Origin of the sequence: Enterobacter sp. RHBSTW-00175 (assembly GCF_013927005.1) — a bacterium.
Taxonomy (GTDB): Bacteria; Pseudomonadota; Gammaproteobacteria; order Enterobacterales; family Enterobacteriaceae; genus Enterobacter.
Genome location: NZ_CP055930.1, coordinates 4,996,860 through 5,014,431 on the forward strand (window position 1 = coordinate 4,996,860; position 17,572 = coordinate 5,014,431).

The 17,572-nt window shown below is 53.1% G+C and carries 16 protein-coding genes and 2 pseudogenes; 7 read left to right on the forward strand and 11 right to left on the reverse strand.

Annotated elements, in window-relative coordinates:
• Nucleotides 1-6: 6 nt before the first annotated feature.
• Both HV107_RS24175 and HV107_RS24180 read right to left on the reverse strand, forming a co-directional pair.
• The gene (locus tag HV107_RS24175; protein WP_182061255.1) at nucleotides 7-765 is read right to left on the reverse strand and encodes an alpha/beta fold hydrolase; all 759 of its coding nucleotides are present in this window, start codon (nucleotides 763-765) and stop codon (nucleotides 7-9) included.
• Nucleotides 766-851: 86 nt separating this feature from the next.
• Nucleotides 852-1,025 (reverse strand): GhoT/OrtT family toxin, encoded by a 174-nt coding sequence (locus tag HV107_RS24180; RefSeq protein WP_182061256.1) that lies wholly within the window; start codon nucleotides 1,023-1,025, stop codon nucleotides 852-854.
• A 206-nt stretch (nucleotides 1,026-1,231) separates the two neighbouring features.
• Between HV107_RS24180 and HV107_RS24185 the strand changes: the two are divergent.
• Both HV107_RS24185 and HV107_RS24190 read left to right on the forward strand, forming a co-directional pair.
• Nucleotides 1,232-1,487 (forward strand): annotated as a pseudogene (locus HV107_RS24185) (DUF1971 domain-containing protein); the annotation flags it as partial.
• Nucleotides 1,479-1,553, forward strand: a pseudogene (locus HV107_RS24190) (DUF1869 domain-containing protein); the annotation flags it as partial. The pseudogenes HV107_RS24185 and HV107_RS24190, both read left to right, overlap by 9 nt.
• Nucleotides 1,554-1,661: 108 nt before the next feature.
• On the opposite strand, the gene HV107_RS24195 reads toward HV107_RS24190, so the two are convergent.
• From HV107_RS24195 to HV107_RS24230, 8 genes are all read right to left on the reverse strand, one after another.
• A complete protein-coding gene (locus tag HV107_RS24195) occupies nucleotides 1,662-2,051 on the reverse strand; it encodes a hypothetical protein (RefSeq protein WP_182063587.1) in 390 nt (129 codons plus the stop codon).
• 183 nt (nucleotides 2,052-2,234) lie between these two features.
• Nucleotides 2,235-3,659, reverse strand: a complete 1,425-nt coding sequence (patD, locus tag HV107_RS24200; protein ID WP_182061258.1) for an aminobutyraldehyde dehydrogenase — start codon at nucleotides 3,657-3,659, stop codon at nucleotides 2,235-2,237.
• A gap of 24 nt (nucleotides 3,660-3,683) precedes the next feature.
• Nucleotides 3,684-4,490, reverse strand: coding sequence for an ABC transporter permease (locus HV107_RS24205; RefSeq protein ID WP_182061259.1), 807 nt, complete (start codon nucleotides 4,488-4,490; stop codon nucleotides 3,684-3,686).
• Nucleotides 4,480-5,424 (reverse strand): ABC transporter permease, encoded by a 945-nt coding sequence (locus tag HV107_RS24210; protein WP_182061260.1) that lies wholly within the window; start codon nucleotides 5,422-5,424, stop codon nucleotides 4,480-4,482. Before HV107_RS24210 ends, HV107_RS24205 begins: the two co-directional genes overlap by 11 nt.
• A 1-nt stretch (nucleotide 5,425) precedes the next feature.
• Nucleotides 5,426-6,439 (reverse strand): ABC transporter ATP-binding protein, encoded by a 1,014-nt coding sequence (locus HV107_RS24215; protein ID WP_182061261.1) that lies wholly within the window; start codon nucleotides 6,437-6,439, stop codon nucleotides 5,426-5,428.
• Nucleotides 6,440-6,456: 17 nt separating this feature from the next.
• Nucleotides 6,457-7,602 carry a putative ABC transporter substrate-binding protein YdcS gene (gene ydcS / locus HV107_RS24220; RefSeq protein ID WP_182061262.1) on the reverse strand — a complete coding sequence of 382 codons (1,146 nt, stop codon included), beginning with the start codon at nucleotides 7,600-7,602 and terminating at the stop codon, nucleotides 6,457-6,459.
• Between the two features lie 303 nt (nucleotides 7,603-7,905).
• Complete coding sequence (locus HV107_RS24225) at nucleotides 7,906-9,315, reverse strand: PLP-dependent aminotransferase family protein (RefSeq protein WP_182061263.1); 1,410 nt, start codon at nucleotides 9,313-9,315, stop codon at nucleotides 7,906-7,908.
• An 83-nt stretch (nucleotides 9,316-9,398) separates the two neighbouring features.
• A complete protein-coding gene (locus HV107_RS24230; RefSeq protein ID WP_182061264.1) occupies nucleotides 9,399-9,587 on the reverse strand; it encodes a cold-shock protein in 189 nt (62 codons plus the stop codon).
• 432 nt (nucleotides 9,588-10,019) lie between these two features.
• Here HV107_RS24230 and HV107_RS24235 point away from each other — a divergent pair, with 432 nt between their 5' ends.
• The 4 genes from HV107_RS24235 (at nucleotide 10,020) to hslJ (ending at nucleotide 13,121) form a co-directional block, all read left to right on the forward strand.
• Nucleotides 10,020-11,417, forward strand: a complete 1,398-nt coding sequence (locus HV107_RS24235; RefSeq protein ID WP_182061265.1) for a cytochrome ubiquinol oxidase subunit I — start codon at nucleotides 10,020-10,022, stop codon at nucleotides 11,415-11,417.
• Nucleotides 11,417-12,427 (forward strand): cytochrome d ubiquinol oxidase subunit II, encoded by a 1,011-nt coding sequence (cydB, locus tag HV107_RS24240; protein WP_182061266.1) that lies wholly within the window; start codon nucleotides 11,417-11,419, stop codon nucleotides 12,425-12,427. Before HV107_RS24235 ends, cydB begins: the two co-directional genes overlap by 1 nt.
• Nucleotides 12,427-12,555 carry a DUF2474 domain-containing protein gene (locus tag HV107_RS24245; protein ID WP_182061267.1) on the forward strand — a complete coding sequence of 43 codons (129 nt, stop codon included), beginning with the start codon at nucleotides 12,427-12,429 and terminating at the stop codon, nucleotides 12,553-12,555. The genes cydB and HV107_RS24245 overlap by 1 nt, the downstream gene beginning before the upstream one ends.
• A 125-nt stretch (nucleotides 12,556-12,680) precedes the next feature.
• Nucleotides 12,681-13,121, forward strand: a complete 441-nt coding sequence (gene hslJ / locus HV107_RS24250; protein ID WP_182061268.1) for a heat shock protein HslJ — start codon at nucleotides 12,681-12,683, stop codon at nucleotides 13,119-13,121.
• Here the strand turns inward: hslJ and HV107_RS24255 are convergent, their stop codons facing one another.
• Complete coding sequence (locus HV107_RS24255) at nucleotides 13,122-13,388, reverse strand: DUF333 domain-containing protein (RefSeq protein WP_182061269.1); 267 nt, start codon at nucleotides 13,386-13,388, stop codon at nucleotides 13,122-13,124.
• 270 nt (nucleotides 13,389-13,658) lie between these two features.
• On the opposite strand from HV107_RS24255, the gene nifJ reads away from it, so the two are divergent.
• Nucleotides 13,659-17,183 carry a pyruvate:ferredoxin (flavodoxin) oxidoreductase gene (gene nifJ, locus HV107_RS24260; protein WP_182061270.1) on the forward strand — a complete coding sequence of 1,175 codons (3,525 nt, stop codon included), beginning with the start codon at nucleotides 13,659-13,661 and terminating at the stop codon, nucleotides 17,181-17,183.
• Nucleotides 17,184-17,572 lie beyond the last annotated feature (389 nt).

Consider the following 17,572-nt stretch of genomic DNA (forward strand, 5'->3'; position numbering starts at 1 on the left):
GGGCTGCTATTTACCCGTCATGCAGTCAGATAACGCCAGGGCCAGCGCCGAAGGATTTTCCCACGACATCGAGTGCCCCGCCGCAGGGATGATTTTCACCGCAACACCTTTACCTTTGAGCGAATCCACATCCTTATCAGGCAATGAGTGTTCCCCAAAAATAAGCGTAACCGGGCAACGTAATGACAGGAACTGCGCTTCCCAGTCAGGGCTAGTGCCCTCAACCAGACTCGTGGCACCGCGCCACACAGCGTAAGGCGCATTACTTTGCAGGCTACCGGCCCATGCAGAGGTTTCGGCGGCAAGTAACTGATCATAACCGTGTTCAACAAATTGCGTTTCCGACTGTGCGGCAATGCTACGGCTGAACATACCGCCGCCACCATGAAAATTAGGCTCAGATACCATTAAACCGTTGAGGCGCGTCTGCATCAAAACCGCGGTTTCGATGGCAATGCTGCCGCCCATACTGTGCCCGTAAAGCCAGAAAGTATTGATACCAATATTGTCCAGCAATTCAGTAACCACCCGGGCCTGATCGCCTGTCTGATAGCGATAGTGCTCGGGTTTATCGCTGTATCCACTGCCGGGGAGATCGATAAGAATGGCTCTGCGCGCACCAAAATTCGGGTCACAGACAACTCGCGGATATTCATAGGACGAGGCGCACCCCAGGCCGTGGATAAACACGACGGGATCACCAAAACCAGGGAGGTCTTGCCAGCGCACACTGCAACCCGCGCGCCGAGAGTAGAAACTGTTCATGAGCACTCCTTTTTCAATGCACTGTTTATTTATACAGTCACCAGTAGCGGAATGCTATGTTCATCTTTTAAAACTGGAAGCTTGCTTCAGAAAAGCGATATCAGAAGCGCGACAGGAAAGCTCATCGGCCAGGTAGAACCCACGAGAAAAGCGCTCAGGAGGCGGATGCGTTTACGGTCTTTAGACAGGAACCAGGTGATGAGCGCACTGATGGATGCCATGATTGCGTAAAAAACCAACATTTTTTGATACAACGTCATCCTGCTTACCCAAACTGTCAAAAATAACCGCACGCAATATGCGTCATATGTTGATACAGATCAAGTTTTTTCGTTACATAATAACCACTTAAAAATAACGGGTAATAACAATTAGGTATTTTGCGTTACATCTCATGAGGATGAGAGAACATCTTTTTTGATAACATGCATTATAAATGCACATTTTTATAAATTCTAAGTCGCAGAAAACGCTCTTCACTCATCACAATACGAAAGCGGGTGTTTACGGCCGTTTGTCTGTGATGCAGGGCACCGTGTGCTATTTCGGCTTCCCGGATGGTAACGCCACCGAACCCGATCTGGAGCTGATAATTGAAGCCGGTTCATTTGGTATTTCCCCACCCCTAAAATGGCATCGTATTGAGCTGTTGACCGACGATACCTGGTTTAATATCGACTTTTTCGGTCACCCTCCAGGGCGCGGGCATCGGAAAAGTGGTTAAAGACCTGGTGAATACCGTACATGCTTACGATACGGAAAATGAGCACGAGGTTTGTGGTTGGTAGATAATTGACTGGGGCATATACCACTACAAATGGTTTTGCCCCAAATATTAATCACAATGAATATATTAATCATAGTTTATAAAATATAGCCCTTTTAGGGTTTTATTTTTACTGGACTGAGGCAAGCGTTGGATTTATTTCTTTAGGTTTTAATGTATACATTCCACCGTTGAAAGGATCGACAGCTAACCATCCAATCAGACCGCCAAAGACAATATTCCCGCCTATATACCAACCGTTAGCACTCGCTTTTATCGGCAGTGTTACAGGCTGAACGCCTTCTTTAGTGAACGTGATTTGATAACTTTTCTTACCAAAGTAACTGCCGTCAGACTTCGCCAGGGTCACGCCTTGCGGTGTCTTTCCCTGCGCAACGACTCTGCCTGAATCATCTTTAATTTCAAAGGCTGCCCCAGCTGGGTTACTATTAACCTGAACCAGCTGAGTATCGTCACCAACAATGGTAGCGCAACCTGTCATTACAAAAACACCAAGCATAATAAAAAAAGCGAATACCTTATTCACAGATACCTACTGTCTAAATAACGTTAGCCGAAATTGGCCGGCAAACAGTAGATGTCCTCAATGTATACAGCCATGCGCGAGATCAATAAATAACACGACGGTCATACAGCTCCCTAAAAGTTATCTTATTAACTTTTAGGGAGCAGATAAAATTAATTAATGTTTAATCATCACATGCCGCACAACCGTATAATCCTCCAGCCCATACACCGACATATCTTTCCCGTAGCCTGACAGCTTCATCCCCCCATGTGGCATTTCGCTGACCAGCATAAAGTGGGTATTGACCCAGGTGCAGCCATACTGCAAACGCGCGCTGAGACGGTGGGCGCGCCCCACGTCTTTGGTCCACACGGATGACGCCAGGCCATACTGAGAGTCGTTCGCCCAGCCCAGCACCTGCGCTTCGTCGTCAAATTCGGTCACGCTGACGACCGGGCCAAAAACTTCACGCTGCACGATGGCATCGTCCTGTTTTGCACCCGCCAGCAGGGTTGGCTGGAAGTAATATCCTGCCCCCTCTTTTTTACTGCCGCCAGTGACAACGCGGATATGGCTTTGGGATTTTGCCTCGTCCACCGCCTTACAGACGCGTGACAGATGCGCCGCTGAGCTCAGCGGGCCAAGCTCTGTAGACTCATCCTCCGGTGCGCCCATATTCAGAGTGGCAACTGCGGCACCGAGTTTTTCCACCAGCGCGGCGTAAATGCCCTTCTGAGCATAGATGCGGCAGGCAGCAGTGCAGTCCTGCCCGGCGTTGTAAAAACCAAAGGTACGCACGCCCTCCACGACCGCGTCCAGGTCCGCATCATCAAAAACGATAACCGGCGCTTTGCCGCCCAGTTCCATATGAGTGCGCTTAATCGACGATGCCGTATGGCCGATAATGTGTTCCCCGGTGGCAATCGAACCGGTCAGCGACACCATGCGTACCTTTTCATGCCCGGTCAGTGGATCACCCACGGTTTTGCCCCGCCCGAACAGTACGTTCAGAACGCCTGCCGGGAAGATATCTTTTGCCAGCTCTGCCAGTTTTAAGGCCGTCAGCGGGGTGATTTCAGAGGGTTTAATCACCACGCAGTTCCCTGCTGCCAGGGCAGGCGCCAGTTTCCATGCGGCCATCATCAGCGGGTAGTTCCACGGCGCAATGGACGCAACGACGCCGACCGGGTCACGACGGATCATTGAGGTGTGGCCATCAAGATACTCTCCGGCGGCCAGCCCGTTCAGGCAGCGCGCCGCGCCGGCAAAGAAGCGGAACACGTCAACCACCGCCGGGATTTCATCTCCCGCCACACAGTGCAGCGGCTTCCCGCAATTAAGGGATTCCAGCCTGGCGAAGGTTTCTGCATGTTCTTCAATAACGTCTGCAAGTTTCAGCAAACACTCTGAACGGGTTTTCGGCGTGGTTTGCCCCCATTCAGCAAAAGCACGATCGGCTGCCTGCACGGCAGCATCAACCTGCGCGGCAGAGGCTTCGGCGATTTCCAGCAGTACCTCTCCGGTGGCAGGATTAAACACGGGCTGTTTCTCGCCTTCGCCCGTAATCAGTTCACCATTAATGAGCAGTTGATTTTGCATAGCGTTGTCCTGTTGAAATCGGAGTTATTTCCCGCTGCCGGCAATCGTTTCGCCGTCGCGGGTAAGCCACCAGGCTCCCAGAATAGGAATGGTTGTCACCAGCATCACCAGCAGGGCCACCACGTTGGTAACCGGTACGTCACGTGGGCGACCAAGCTGGTTCAACAACCACAGCGGTAACGTGCGCTCGTGTCCCGCCGTAAATGTCGTGACGATGATTTCGTCAAACGACAGCGCAAACGCCAGCATTCCCCCCGCCAGCAGCGCCGACCCAAGATTGGGCAGCACCACATAACGGAAGGTTTGCCAGCCATCCGCACCTAAGTCCATCGACGCTTCCACCAGGCTCCACGAGGTGCGCCGGAAGCGGGCAATCACGTTGTTAAAGACCACCACCACACAGAAAGTGGCGTGCCCGACAACAATGGTGAAAAAGCCCGGTTCAAGATTGATGGTTTTAAATGCGGTCAGCAGCGCCAGGCCGGTTATGATCCCCGGCAGCGCTATTGGCAGCAGCAGTAACAGCGAGATGGCATTTTTGCCAAAAAACTCACTGCGCCATAACGCCGCAGCAGCAAGCGTGCCAAGTATCAACGCGATACCCGTCGATAACGCCGCGATTTGAAGTGACAATGTCACGGATTCAATAATATCCCCACGCGCGGCCGCGATGCTAAACCACTTCAGCGTTAGCCCCTGCGGGGGAAAGCTAAACGCAGCATCTTCGGTATTAAACGCATAGGTTGCGATGATAAGCAGCGGGAAGTGCAGGAAAATAACCCCACCCCAGGCTGCCACTTTCAGGAACAATGGTGCGCGTTCAGAGTGCATCGAACGCTCCCAGACGTTTCACGAACGCCAGATAGAGTGAAATAAGAACAATAGGAACCAGCGTGAACGCGGCCGCCATTGGCATATTGCCAATGGCCCCTTGCTGGGAATAGACCATATTGCCAATAAAGTAGCCCGGAGGCCCCACCAGCTGCGGAACGATAAAGTCACCCAGCGTCAGCGAGAAGGTGAAAATCGACCCAGCGGCAATGCCAGGGATCGCCAGCGGCAGCACCACATAGCGGAAGGTCTGGCGCGGTCGGGCACCGAGATCGGCAGACGCCTGCAATAAAGAAGCAGGTAACCGTTCCAGCGCCGCCTGCACTGGCAGGATCATAAACGGCAGCCAGATGTAGACGAACACCAGAAAACGCCCAAGCCCGGAGGTCGAGAGCGTATTGCCGCCAATCGCAGGCAGCGTGAGAATCGAGGTTAAAATAGGCTCCAGCCCCATATGACTGAGAAACCACTGCGCCACCCCGTCTTTTGCCAGCAGCAGCGTCCACGCGTAGGCCTTAACGATATAGCTCGCCCACATCGGCAGCATCACGGCGATATAGAAAAACGCCTTCCACTTACCGCTGGTGTAACGGGCCATATACCAGGCCATCGGGAACGCCAGCACAGCACTGGCAAGGGTGACCGCGATCGCCATGACCAGCGTCCGCACAATGATGTCGTAGTTGGCGGGGTTGAAAAGTGCCTGGAGGTTCGCAAAAGTGAGATCCGGCGTAACCGACATGGTGAAGTCGTCAAAGGTATAAAACCCCTGCCACAGCAATGTCAGCAGCGATCCTAAATAGACGATACCAAACCACATCAACGGAGCAAGCAAGAGCAGGAACAGCCCGAGTGACGGTTTGCGCCAGAACAGCGCGGTAATGCGGCTTAACCTGCCGTGGTGTGACGGAGTGTGTGAAACGCTCATATCCATTTCACCTCTCCTCATGCAGCAGGACCATAGCCTCGCGTGACCACGACGCCAGTACCTGCTGCCCCGGCTCCACGCCCGCAGGCACCGTTGCATCACTAAGGTTTGCCTGGCTCACCAGCAGTTTTTCACCGTCGGCCAGTTTAAGTTCAAAACGCGTTGCCGCCCCCTGATACTGTATCGCCTGTACCACCCCCTTCACCTGCACTTCACCGCTTTCATTAAGGCGAATATGTTCCGGGCGTAGCGAATACATGCCTTCCATACCGCAAACGCGGTGCGCGATACCGGCATCAAATACGTTTGAGGTGCCGACAAAACTCGCCACGAACGGTGTACGTGGGCGCATGTACAGCTCACGCGGTGTGTCGACCTGCTCGATGCGGCCATTATTGAAGACCGCCACCCGGTCAGACATCGACAGGGCTTCACCCTGATCGTGGGTGACAAAAATAAAGGTAATACCCAGCTCTTGCTGGAGCTTTTTAAGCTCAAACTGCATCTGCTCGCGCAATTTGAGATCGAGCGCGCCTAAGGGTTCATCCAGTAGTAGCACCCGCGGTTCATTGACCAGCGCACGCGCAATCGCCACGCGTTGACGCTGCCCACCGGACAGTTGCGAAGGTTTACGGGCGACGGCAAAACTCAACCCGACCTTGTCCAGCGCTTCGCGCGCCTGAGCATGACGTTTTTTCTTATCGATACCTTTGACCATCAACCCGTAGGCGACGTTATCGAGAATAGACATATGCGGGAACAGTGCGTAATCCTGGAACACTGTGTTCACATCGCGCTCCCACGGGGGCAGTTCGCTGGCCTCTTTACCGAAGATTTTTATCGCGCCACCGCTTAACTGCTCGAACCCCGCAATCAGGCGCAGGCAGGTAGTTTTGCCGGAGCCCGAAGGCCCCAGCATGGAGAAAAATTCCCCGTCACGAATACCAATGGTGACACCATCCACCGCCCGCACGTCACCGTACAGACGGGAAACATCATTGAACTCTACTGCGTACGTCATGTTCTGCTCCCGGGCGATTAACGGCCGCCCATGATGGCGATGTAATCCTGCGTCCAGCGGCTGTACGGAACATACTTGCCCCCTTCTGCAATCGGCGTTTTCCAGAACATAATTTTATCGAAATAGTTATAGCCGTTGGTTTCGCAGCCTTTATCACCCAACAATGAGCTGGCCTTACAGCCTTCAGCAACAACCGGTAACGAGCCAAACCATGCCGCCAAATCCCCCTGCAATTTCGGCGTCAAAGACCAGTTCATCCATTTATAAGCGCACATCGGGTGTTTCGCCTGCGCGTGAAGCATGGTGGTGTCCGCCCACCCGGTCACGCCTTCTTTCGGGAAGACGGTGGCAATAGGCTGGTTTTCACCTTTCAGGGCATTCGCCTGATACGGCCAGGCGCTCGATGCCACCACACCTTCGTTTTTGAAGTCACTCATCTGAACCGTGGTGTCATGCCAGTAGCGGTGGATAAGCGCATGTTGATCGCGCAGCACTTTCAGGACCGCGGCATACTGTTTTTCCGTCAACTGGTACGGATCGGAGATCCCCAATGCCGGCTGGGTGGCTTTCACAAACAGCGCGGCGTCAGCGATGTAAATCGGACCGTCATAGGCTTGTACGCGGCCCTGGTTGGTTTTACCGTCCGGCAGGTCTTGTTTCACGAAGACCACATTCCAGCTATCCGGCGGCGTCGGGAAGGTTTTGGTGTTGTACATCAGCAGGTTCGGCCCCCACTGATACGGTGTGCCATACACTTTGCCGCCCACGTTAAACCATTCACCCTTTACAATTCGCGGGTCGATGGTTTTCCAGTTCGGGATCAAATCAGGATTAATCGGCTGTACGCGTTTACCCATAATCAGACGTAACGAGGCGTCACCGGATGCGGTAACCAGGTCATAGCCGCCCTTCGCCATCAGGCTGACCATTTCATCAGAAGTGGCAGCAGTTTTGACGTTCACCACGCAGCCGGTGTCTTTTTCGAACTGTGTTACCCAGTCGTAATTTTTATCGGTCTGACCGCGCTCGATATATCCCGGCCAGGCAATAATATCCAGTCGACCTTCCCCTTCGCCGATCGCCTTGGGTGGCTCAGCGGCTTGCGCTGTCATGATAGTCATACCGAGCGCGCACAGGCTGCTGCGGGCAAATTTTTTGCTCATTAGATTTACTCCTGTCGCAATGAAATTTAGCGGCAGCCGTGCCGTAAAAATATCTCCCTAATTAAACGTAGACCGCGCAAATGGGCCTCACCCTGCGGCTTAAGGAAATTTCATCAGGTTGTGACCGAGGGCGCATTCCCCGTTAACTGGATTATAGACAAGGGGTTAGCAGTGAGAGGCTGTATGCAGATTTCCTATGATGCAAAAGAAAAAGCACCGCGGGATATTCGCAGTGCTTTACGTGAGATAAGGATTGTTTATTTTTGAGGGGACATTATTCCCCCGGAAATCTGGCGATAACTATTATTTCATCATCGCGCTTATTAATTTCCCCAACTGACTTACCGCCTGCTCCTCTCGCTCGCCCCACGCCCATGAGGTATTAAAACGGAAAAACGGTGTCCAGACGTCAGAGGTTGAAAACATTTTGCCCGGCGCAATGCTGATATGGTTCTCCAGCGCTCTCTCGCTCAGTACCCCGGCATCCAGCGGCGCAGGTAGTTCCAGCCATAAGAAGTAGCCGCTGTCGTTATGATGGATTTTCACCCCCGCCGGCATATGGCGTAAAAGCGATTGCCATGCCAGCTGTTTACGTTCGGCCAGCGTGCGCCGCAGGCGGCGAAGATGGGCGTCATAGCGTTTTGTCGCCAGATAATCCACCAGCGCCAGCTGCACGGGTGAACTGGTGGATAACGTACTCATCAGCTGCAACTGTTGAATGCGCCGGGCATGTTTTCCGGCGGCCACCCAGCCGATACGAAAGCCAGCCACCAGGCATTTTGAAAATGAGGAACAGTGCAGCGTCATGTCCTGGGTGTCCCACGCTTTGGCCGGAAGCGGTTTTTCACGGCCGAAATAGAGCTCGCTATAGACGTCATCTTCAATCAGAGTGACGTTGTAACGGGTCAGCAGCGCCACTAAATGCGCTTTTTTCTCCGCGCTTAGCGTAAACCCAAGCGGATTCTGGCTGTTGGTCATCAGCCAACAGGCTTTGACCGGATACTCATTCAGCGCATGTTCAAGCGCGTTCAGATCGATCCCTTCGCGTACGTCAGTGGCAATGGACAGGGCTTTTAATTTCAGGCGTTCTAGTGCCTGAAGCGCACCGTAAAAACAGGGGTTTTCGACAATCACCCAGTCGCCAGGCTCGGTCACCGCCTGCAAACTGAGGTTGAGCGCCTCAAGCGCCCCGGCGGTGATGACAATTTCTTCCGGTGAGATGTTCATCCCCTGCTGAGCGTAGCGACGGGCAATGGCATGACGTAAATCGACGTTTCCCGGCGGCAGGTTTTCAATCACACTCATGGCGGTGGCTGTTTTACTGACGTTAGCAAGTGAACGGTTGAGTTGCTGGAGCGGGAAGAGCCGGGGATCAGGGAACGCAGAAGCAAATGGCACCACAGAAGGATCGCGGCTGGCCTGCAACACGTCGAAAATATAGGTGTTGATGTCCACCACTTCATCGCGCATCACCTGAGCGGGCGGCGAAGGCTGTGATGGCGTCGGGCGCGAGGCAACGTAATAGCCCGACTGCGGTCTTGCGACAATCCTTCCCTGGCTTTCCAGCATCTGATAGGCATGGCCAACGGTCATAAAACTCATGCCGCTGCTCGCAACCTGCTCACGCAGGGAAGGCAATTTATCGCCCGGCAGCCATGCGCCAAGCTCTATTTGCGAGATAATTTGTTGCGCCAGACGCTGGTATTTTTTCATCAGATTCTCCTTGCTGAACAACAGTGTATATCAGAAGAAGAAAAAGAGAAGAATTTGCTAACTGTTATGGTTTAACGGTGTAATTACTTGCGGTACTCAGTGACTGCGCTTTGGGTAAAGCGAGCAGCCGCTAAATGATCGAGCGTAATCATGGACGATTTGCAGAAAATGCATTTCGCACCGTGTGGATTTTTTTCCGACACGTCAAAGACTGAGGTGCGGTACTGCGAGCCATGACAGCATGGGCAGCGGAAATGGATATAAGAAGTCATAAGATTCTCCTGTAAACGTAAAAAACGTAAATTGCTAATGGGCCATTCAGGCGATAGTGGTATGAAACAAAACTTATCGGAGTGTAGAAAAAGACCCAAGAGAGGCTGCGGAGAGGCACAACGTGATGAGAACTGCTTTATAAAACTACGTCAGATATTTATTTGAAATCAAAACCAGAGGGACATTAACGCACGACGATGACCATAAAGCAAGCTAATTAATAAATAAAATGCATAAGAATAATCTTTTTATAATCCATCGAATTATGTCTTCTCTGCGTGGGATGCCCCTCTGAACACACCGGCTATATCAGATGCCGAAAAAACATATCTTTAGCAAACTGTTATACATAAATTTCATTTTTCTGCGTCTGATACTCTTCCTCGCAACCCCATACCATAACAGCACACCGTTTGACATTGAGGCTGTGCATGTTTGGTTTAGATGCTTTTCATCTTGCGAGGATACAATTCGCATTTACCGTATCCTTTCACATTATTTTCCCGGCAATCACCATTGGCCTGGCGAGCTACCTCGCCGTGCTGGAAGGGTTATGGCTGAAAACGAAAAACCCGGTCTGGCGTTCGCTTTACCATTTCTGGTCAAAAATCTTCGCCGTTAACTTTGGCATGGGGGTGGTTTCAGGCCTGGTGATGGCGTACCAGTTTGGCACCAACTGGAGCGGATTTTCCCAGTTTGCCGGGAGCATTACCGGCCCCCTGCTCACCTACGAAGTATTGACTGCCTTCTTCCTTGAAGCGGGTTTCCTCGGGGTGATGCTGTTCGGCTGGAACAAAGTCGGGCCGGGGCTGCACTTCTTTTCAACCTGTATGGTGGCGCTCGGCACTATCATCTCAACCTTCTGGATCCTGGCCTCGAACAGCTGGATGCAAACCCCGCAGGGCTATGAAATCGTTAATGGGCAGGTTGTACCCGTCGACTGGTTTGCGGTGGTATTTAACCCTTCCTTCCCGTACCGCCTGCTGCACATGTCGATAGCGGCATTTCTGAGTAGCGCGCTTTTTGTCGGCGCGTCTGCGGCGTGGCATTTATTGCGCGGCAACAATACGCCGGCTATCCGCACCATGTTCTCGATGGCGCTGTGGATGACCCTGATTGTTGCCCCCATTCAGGCGATGATTGGCGATATGCACGGTCTGAATACCCTTAAGCATCAGCCAGCGAAAATCGCGGCCATTGAAGGCCACTGGGAAAATCTACCCGGCGAGCCAACACCGTTGTTACTGTTTGGCCTGCCAGATATGGAGCAGGAGCGCACGCGCTTTGGGTTTGAGATCCCGGCGCTGGGCAGCCTGATCCTCACGCATAGCCTGGATAAACAAGTTCCGGCGCTGAAAGAGTTCCCGAAAGAAGATCGCCCTAACGCCACCATCGTGTTCTGGTCTTTCCGCATTATGGCCGGGCTGGGCATGTTGATGCTGTTGCTCGGAGTGGTGGCCGTCTGGCTGCGTTACAAGAAACGCGTTTATTCCTCACGCCCCTTCCTGTGGTTTGCCCTGCTTATGGGGCCGTCCGGGCTGATTGCCATTCTGGCGGGCTGGGTGACGACTGAAGTGGGTCGCCAGCCGTGGGTCGTGTACGGGCTTCAACGCACAAAAGATGCAGTCTCCGCGCACGGCGATTTGCATATGAGCATCAGTTTGCTGGCGTTCTTTGTGGTCTATACCTCCGTCTTTGGCGTGGGATACAGCTATATGGTGCGGCTGATTAAGAAAGGCCCTCAGGCGCACGAAACCTTTGCCACAGAATCCGATGGCCGCCCTGCGCGCCCGCTTTCTGCGGTTACTGAACTGAAGGAGAAACCATAATGGGTATCGATCTTTCCGTTATCTGGTTTGTCATCATCGTTTTCGCCACGCTGATGTATATCGTGATGGACGGCTTTGATCTGGGGATTGGCATTCTGTTCCCGGCAACGCAAAACGCCGACGATCGTGATGTGATGGTCAACAGCGTTGCGCCGGTCTGGGATGGCAACGAAACCTGGCTGGTGCTTGGCGGGGCGGCGTTGTTTGGTGCTTTCCCGATGGCCTATGCGGTGATTATTGATGCTCTGACCATCCCGCTGACATTAATGCTGATCGGACTTATATTCCGCGGCGTTGCCTTCGAGTTTCGTTTTAAAGCGACGCCCGCGCACCGTCCTTTCTGGGATAAAGCCTTTATTGGCGGGTCGATTCTGGCAACCTTCACCCAGGGCGTGACGGTGGGTGCGGTGATCAATGGGTTTACGGTAACCGGGCGCACCTACACCGGCGGGCCATTCGACTGGTTCACGGTGTTTAATCTGTTCTGTGGCGTGGGTCTGGTGGCGGCGTACGCCCTGCTAGGGTCAACGTGGCTGGTGATGAAAAGTGAGAACGCGCTTCAGCAGCGGATGCGACAGGTGTCGAAACGCCTGCTGCTGGCGCTGCTGGTGATTATCGCTGTGATTAGCGCCTGGACTCCACTGACGCACTCCGACATTGCCGCGCGCTGGTTTACACTGCCGAACCTGTTTTTCCTGCTGCCTGTACCGGTGCTGGTCGTGGTGTTTAGTCTGTTCCAGTGGCGCAGCCTGAATAACCCGGCGAGCCATAATCTGCCGTTTGTTTTGACGCTGGGGCTGATTTTCCTCGGCTTTAGCGGGCTTGGGATCAGCATCTGGCCGCACATTATTCCGCCATCAATTACCCTGTGGCAGGCCGCAGCGCCAGCGCAAAGTCAGGGCTTTATGCTGGTGGGCGCGCTGCTGATTATCCCGGTTATTTTGGTCTACACATTCTGGAGCTACTACGTCTTTCGTGGAAAAGTTCAGCATGGGGAGGGTTATCATTGATGCAACAACTGGTCTGGAAACGCCTGATGTGGCTGGTACTCATCTGGGGTGGCAGCGTCCTGGCACTGGCGGGGGTGAGTATGGTCTTTCGCCTACTGATGGCCGCCGCTGGGTTTAAGTCACATTAACCGGCAAACCGGGTTGCATCCTGCGGCCCGGTTTCTTCTCGCACTTTCAGATAAACCCCATTAACTCGCGCAGGAGTATCGTTACACTGTAATTGATTCACAGCATTGATAGTTTGAGAATAAATATGAAAAAGCTCGTTGCGTTAAGTCTGTTCAGCCTGGTTCTCGCCGGCTGTGTTAATCCCGGCAAAGCCTCCGTTCAGGCAGATCAACTCCAAAACCATCGCTTTATTCTGGAAAATGTGGACGGTAAAGCCGTGACAACCACAGCAACGCGGCCTGAAATTAGTTTCAGTGGTGCGCAGTCAGATATTAGTCTTACCAAAAACATTACTGTTTCCGGCGTGATGTGTAATCGCTTTAACGGCGAGGGGAAATTGGCCGAAGGCGAGCTTAAGGTTAAGACGCTGGCCATGACCCGCAAATTATGTACAGAGCCGCAGCTTAACGAGCTGGATCAGGCGATCGGCAACATGCTGCGCAAAGGGGCGCAGGTCGACCTGACTGAAGACCAGTTAACGCTGGCAACGGCTGATAAAACGCTGACCTTTAAGCGGGCAGAATAATCAGTAGTTTCCGCATGTTCCAACGGCAAGCGACTGTTCACTGCAACGTTTGCCGTTAGGCAGTGCGCACATCCCTATCGCGGAGCCGTCTAGCTGACGGGCAACGGATAGCGATCCGCCGATCATCGCACAATTAGCCTGTCCTGAGCTGGACATTGCCGCTTTCATCCCTGGCGTCACGTGCGCGGCAGTAGCTTGCTGCACAGGTTCACTGCTACACGCCGACAACAATAATGCGGCACATCCTACCCATAATGCTGAACGCATACTTTATTCCCCATCAACGGTAACGAAACCTAAGCATAATAGGCATCCCACCGCGTTGCGTCGAGAGCCAGAATGCGTATTTATGCACTCTGGAAACAAATGCTCACGCTTTTTTTGCCAAAAAGTTGATCTACTCATTGATGCAGAGAATACCGAGGACACAAAAGCGAAAATCGAAAAACCCGACCTTTGCTAAAATAAGGGAATAATTATCAGACCCGTAGCGGTTTCGCGGGTCCCCTTTTTTGCGCAATGTAAGGGTGTCGTCTTATGCAAACTATTGACGGTAATGGTGCTGTCGCGTCAGTCGCGTTCCGTACCAGCGAAGTTATCGCCATCTACCCAATTACGCCAAGTTCTACGATGGCTGAACAGGCAGATGCCTGGGCGGGAAACGGGTTAAAAAACGTCTGGGGCGATGTTCCCAGAGTGGTAGAAATGCAGTCAGAAGCCGGGGCCATTGCTGCCGTGCATGGCGCACTGCAGACCGGTGCTCTGTCTACGTCGTTTACCTCCTCCCAGGGCTTGCTGTTGATGATCCCGACGCTGTACAAGCTGGCAGGACAACTGACTCCCTTTGTATTGCACGTGGCGGCGCGCACCGTTGCCACGCACGCGCTCTCTATTTTTGGCGATCACTCTGATGTCATGGCCGTACGACAGACCGGCTGCGCCATGCTATGTGCCAGCAGCGTTCAGGAAGCACAGGACTTCGCGCTGATTTCCCATATCGCCACCCTCAAGAGCCGCGTACCGTTTATTCATTTCTTTGATGGTTTCCGCACGTCGCATGAAATCAACAAAATTGTTCCTCTGGCGGATGACACTATCCTGAACCTGCTGCCGCAGGCGGAGATTGACGCCCATCGCGCCCGCGCCCTGAACCCGGAACACCCGGTTATTCGCGGCACGTCCGCCAACCCGGACACTTACTTCCAGTCACGTGAAGCGACGAACCCATGGTACAACGCCGTTTACGACCACGTTGAACAGGCGATGAACGACTTTGCTACCGCTACCGGGCGTGAATACAAACCGTTTGAATACTATGGTCACCCGCAGGCAGAACGCGTCATCGTGCTGATGGGGTCTGCAATCGGTACCTGTGAAGAAGTGGTGGACGAACTCCTGACGCGTGGCGAAAAAGTTGGTGTGCTGAAAGTGCGCCTTTATCGCCCGTTCTCGGCAAAACACCTGCTCTCTGCCCTGCCGGAAAGCACCCGTAGTGTTGCGGTGCTCGACCGTACCAAAGAGCCAGGCGCACATGCCGAGCCGCTGTATCTGGACGTGATGACCGCCCTGGCGGAAGCCTTCAACAGCGGTGAACGTGAAACCTTACCGCGTGTCATTGGCGGCCGGTACGGTCTTTCCTCTAAAGAATTTGGCCCTGACTGCGTGTTCGCGGTGTTCAATGAACTGGCTGAAGCGAAGCCAAAACCGCGCTTTACGGTCGGCATTTATGATGACGTTACTAACCTTTCGCTGGTGTTACCGGAAAACACGCTGCCATCAAAAGCGAAGCTTGAAGCGCTGTTCTATGGCTTAGGCAGTGACGGTAGCGTCTCGGCAACCAAGAACAATATTAAGATCATCGGTAACTCGACGCCGTGGTACGCGCAGGGTTATTTCGTGTATGACTCGAAAAAAGCCGGTGGGCTGACCGTTTCTCACCTGCGCGTCAGCGAACACCCGATTCGTTCGGCGTACCTGGTGTCGCAGGCAGATTTTGTCGGCTGCCATCAGTTGCAGTTTATCGATAAATACCAGATGGCCGAACGCCTCAAACCTGGCGGTATTTTCCTGCTCAATACGCCGTACAGCGCAGATGAAGTCTGGTCGCGCCTGCCGCAGGAAGTGCAGGCGGTTCTTAATCAGAAAAAAGCCCGCTTCTTTGTGGTCAACGCGGCAAAAATTGCGCGTGAGTGCGGGCTTGCAGCGCGTATTAATACCGTCATGCAGATGGCCTTCTTCCACCTGACCAACATCCTGCCAGGCGACAGCGCGCTGGCGGAGTTGCAGGGTGCGATTGCCAAAAGCTACAGCAGCAAAGGCCAGGAGCTGGTTGAACGTAACTGGCAGGCGCTGGCGCTGGCACGCGAATCATTGTTCGAAGTACCGTTACAGCAGGTGAACGCCGCCAGCCCGAACCGGCCGCCAGTAGTGTCTGACGCTGCCCCTGACTTTGTTAAAACCGTTACCGCTGCAATGCTGGCAGGTCTGGGTGATGCCCTTCCAGTTTCGGCGCTGCCGCCAGACGGAACCTGGCCGATGGGCACCACGCGCTGGGAAAAACGCAACATCGCCGAAGAGATCCCCATCTGGAAAGAAGAGCTGTGTACTCAGTGTAACCACTGCGTTGCTGCCTGCCCGCATTCTGCCATTCGCGCCAAAGTGGTGCCTCCGGAAGCGATGGAAAATGCACCAGCCAGCCTGCATTCTCTGGATGTAAAATCCCGCGATATGCGCGGACAGAAATATGTTCTCCAGGTGGCACCGGAAGATTGCACCGGCTGTAACCTGTGCGTGGAAGTTTGCCCGGCGAAAGATCGTCAGAACCCGGAAATTAAAGCCATCAATATGATGTCGCGTCTGGAGCACGTGGAAGAAGAGAAAGTGAATTATGATTTCTTCCTGGACCTGCCAGAAATCGATCGCAGCACACTGGAACGTATCGACATCCGTACTTCGCAGCTGATTACCCCGCTGTTCGAGTACTCCGGCGCCTGCTCTGGCTGCGGTGAAACCCCGTACATCAAACTGCTGACCCAGTTGTATGGTGATCGCATGTTGATTGCCAATGCCACCGGCTGTTCATCTATTTACGGGGGCAACCTGCCATCAACGCCGTACACCACGGATGCCAACGGGCGCGGCCCGGCATGGGCGAACTCCCTGTTTGAAGACAACGCAGAGTTCGGCCTGGGCTTCCGTCTGACGGTCGATCAGCATCGTGCCCGCGTGATGCGCCTTCTGGAACAGTTTGCCGATAAGATCCCGGCGGAGCTGAACGATGCCCTGCATGCTGACGCGACGCCAGACGTGCGCCGCGAGCAGGTTGCAGCACTGCGCAGTGCACTCCAGGGCGTTGACGGTGCAGAACAGTTACTGACTGATGCCGATGCGCTGGTTGAGAAATCTATCTGGCTGATTGGTGGTGACGGCTGGGCTTACGATATTGGATTTGGCGGCCTGGATCATGTGCTGAGTCTGACTGAAAACGTCAATATTCTGGTGCTGGATACACAGTGCTATTCCAACACCGGTGGACAGGCCTCAAAAGCTACCCCGCTGGGTGCGGTCACCAAGTTTGGCGAACACGGGAAACGCAAAGCGCGTAAAGATTTGGGCGTCAGCATGATGATGTATGGCCATGTCTATGTCGCCCAGATTTCACTGGGGGCACAGCTTAACCAGACGGTGAAAGCCATTCAGGAAGCGGAGGCCTATCCAGGCCCGTCGTTGATTATCGCCTACAGCCCTTGTGAAGAGCATGGTTACGATCTGGCGCTCAGCCACGATCAGATGCGCCAGCTCACAGCCACCGGGTTCTGGCCGCTGTATCGCTTCGATCCACGTCGGGCTGATGAAGGCAAATTGCCTCTGGCGCTGGATTCGCGTCCGCCGTCAGATGCGCTGGCCGAGACACTAATGCAGGAGCAGCGTTTCCGTCGCCTGAATGCGCAGCAGCCTGAAGTGGCAGAGCAGCTCTGGAAAGATGCGGCAGTCGACCTGCAAAAACGCTATGACTTCCTGGCCCAGATGGCAGGTAAAGCGGAAAAATCTACCAACGACTAACCACACAAGCCCGGTATGTGGACTGACCCCATATGTCCGGGCTTTTTTTATTCTGCGCAAAAAAATGCCCGATGCATTCGCATCGGGCGTATCCAGTTTATTCCCGAAAACTCTTTATTTAAGTAAAAAGGATTCACCGAAATAATGAATAAAACATCTTAAAGGCATATAACGGCGTAGAGCCTACCCTCTTTCCCATCACATTAATAATTTTAATTTTGTATGTTTTGCACTCATATATTCATGAAGGTTATCGTCATTTCAGCAGCATTATTCTGTTGATATTTTACTTAATCAGTAACAATTATATTTTATTACTCTCAACTCAGAGTGATTTAGCATGGGACATCTTTCCAGTCAGGAAAGTTCAATCAGTAATTAAATAAAAA

Excerpts from the sequence above, each read along its gene's own strand:
- HV107_RS24175 (WP_182061255.1), bottom strand. The coding sequence starts at position 765 with ATGAACAGTTTCTACTCTCGGCGCGCGGGTTGCAGTGTGCGCTGGCAA.
- HV107_RS24180 (WP_182061256.1), bottom strand. The coding sequence starts at position 1,025 with ATGACGTTGTATCAAAAAATGTTGGTTTTTTACGCAATCATGGCATCC.
- HV107_RS24195 (WP_182063587.1), bottom strand. The coding sequence starts at position 2,051 with ATGCTTGGTGTTTTTGTAATGACAGGTTGCGCTACCATTGTTGGTGAC.
- patD (WP_182061258.1), bottom strand. The coding sequence starts at position 3,659 with ATGCAAAATCAACTGCTCATTAATGGTGAACTGATTACGGGCGAAGGC.
- HV107_RS24205 (WP_182061259.1), bottom strand. The coding sequence starts at position 4,490 with ATGCACTCTGAACGCGCACCATTGTTCCTGAAAGTGGCAGCCTGGGGT.
- HV107_RS24210 (WP_182061260.1), bottom strand. The coding sequence starts at position 5,424 with ATGGATATGAGCGTTTCACACACTCCGTCACACCACGGCAGGTTAAGC.
- HV107_RS24215 (WP_182061261.1), bottom strand. The coding sequence starts at position 6,439 with ATGACGTACGCAGTAGAGTTCAATGATGTTTCCCGTCTGTACGGTGAC.
- ydcS (WP_182061262.1), bottom strand. The coding sequence starts at position 7,602 with ATGAGCAAAAAATTTGCCCGCAGCAGCCTGTGCGCGCTCGGTATGACT.
- HV107_RS24225 (WP_182061263.1), bottom strand. The coding sequence starts at position 9,315 with ATGAAAAAATACCAGCGTCTGGCGCAACAAATTATCTCGCAAATAGAG.
- HV107_RS24230 (WP_182061264.1), bottom strand. The coding sequence starts at position 9,587 with ATGACTTCTTATATCCATTTCCGCTGCCCATGCTGTCATGGCTCGCAG.
- HV107_RS24235 (WP_182061265.1), top strand. The coding sequence starts at position 10,020 with ATGTTTGGTTTAGATGCTTTTCATCTTGCGAGGATACAATTCGCATTT.
- cydB (WP_182061266.1), top strand. The coding sequence starts at position 11,417 with ATGGGTATCGATCTTTCCGTTATCTGGTTTGTCATCATCGTTTTCGCC.
- HV107_RS24245 (WP_182061267.1), top strand. The coding sequence starts at position 12,427 with ATGCAACAACTGGTCTGGAAACGCCTGATGTGGCTGGTACTCATCTGG.
- hslJ (WP_182061268.1), top strand. The coding sequence starts at position 12,681 with ATGAAAAAGCTCGTTGCGTTAAGTCTGTTCAGCCTGGTTCTCGCCGGC.
- HV107_RS24255 (WP_182061269.1), bottom strand. The coding sequence starts at position 13,388 with ATGCGTTCAGCATTATGGGTAGGATGTGCCGCATTATTGTTGTCGGCG.
- nifJ (WP_182061270.1), top strand. The coding sequence starts at position 13,659 with ATGCAAACTATTGACGGTAATGGTGCTGTCGCGTCAGTCGCGTTCCGT.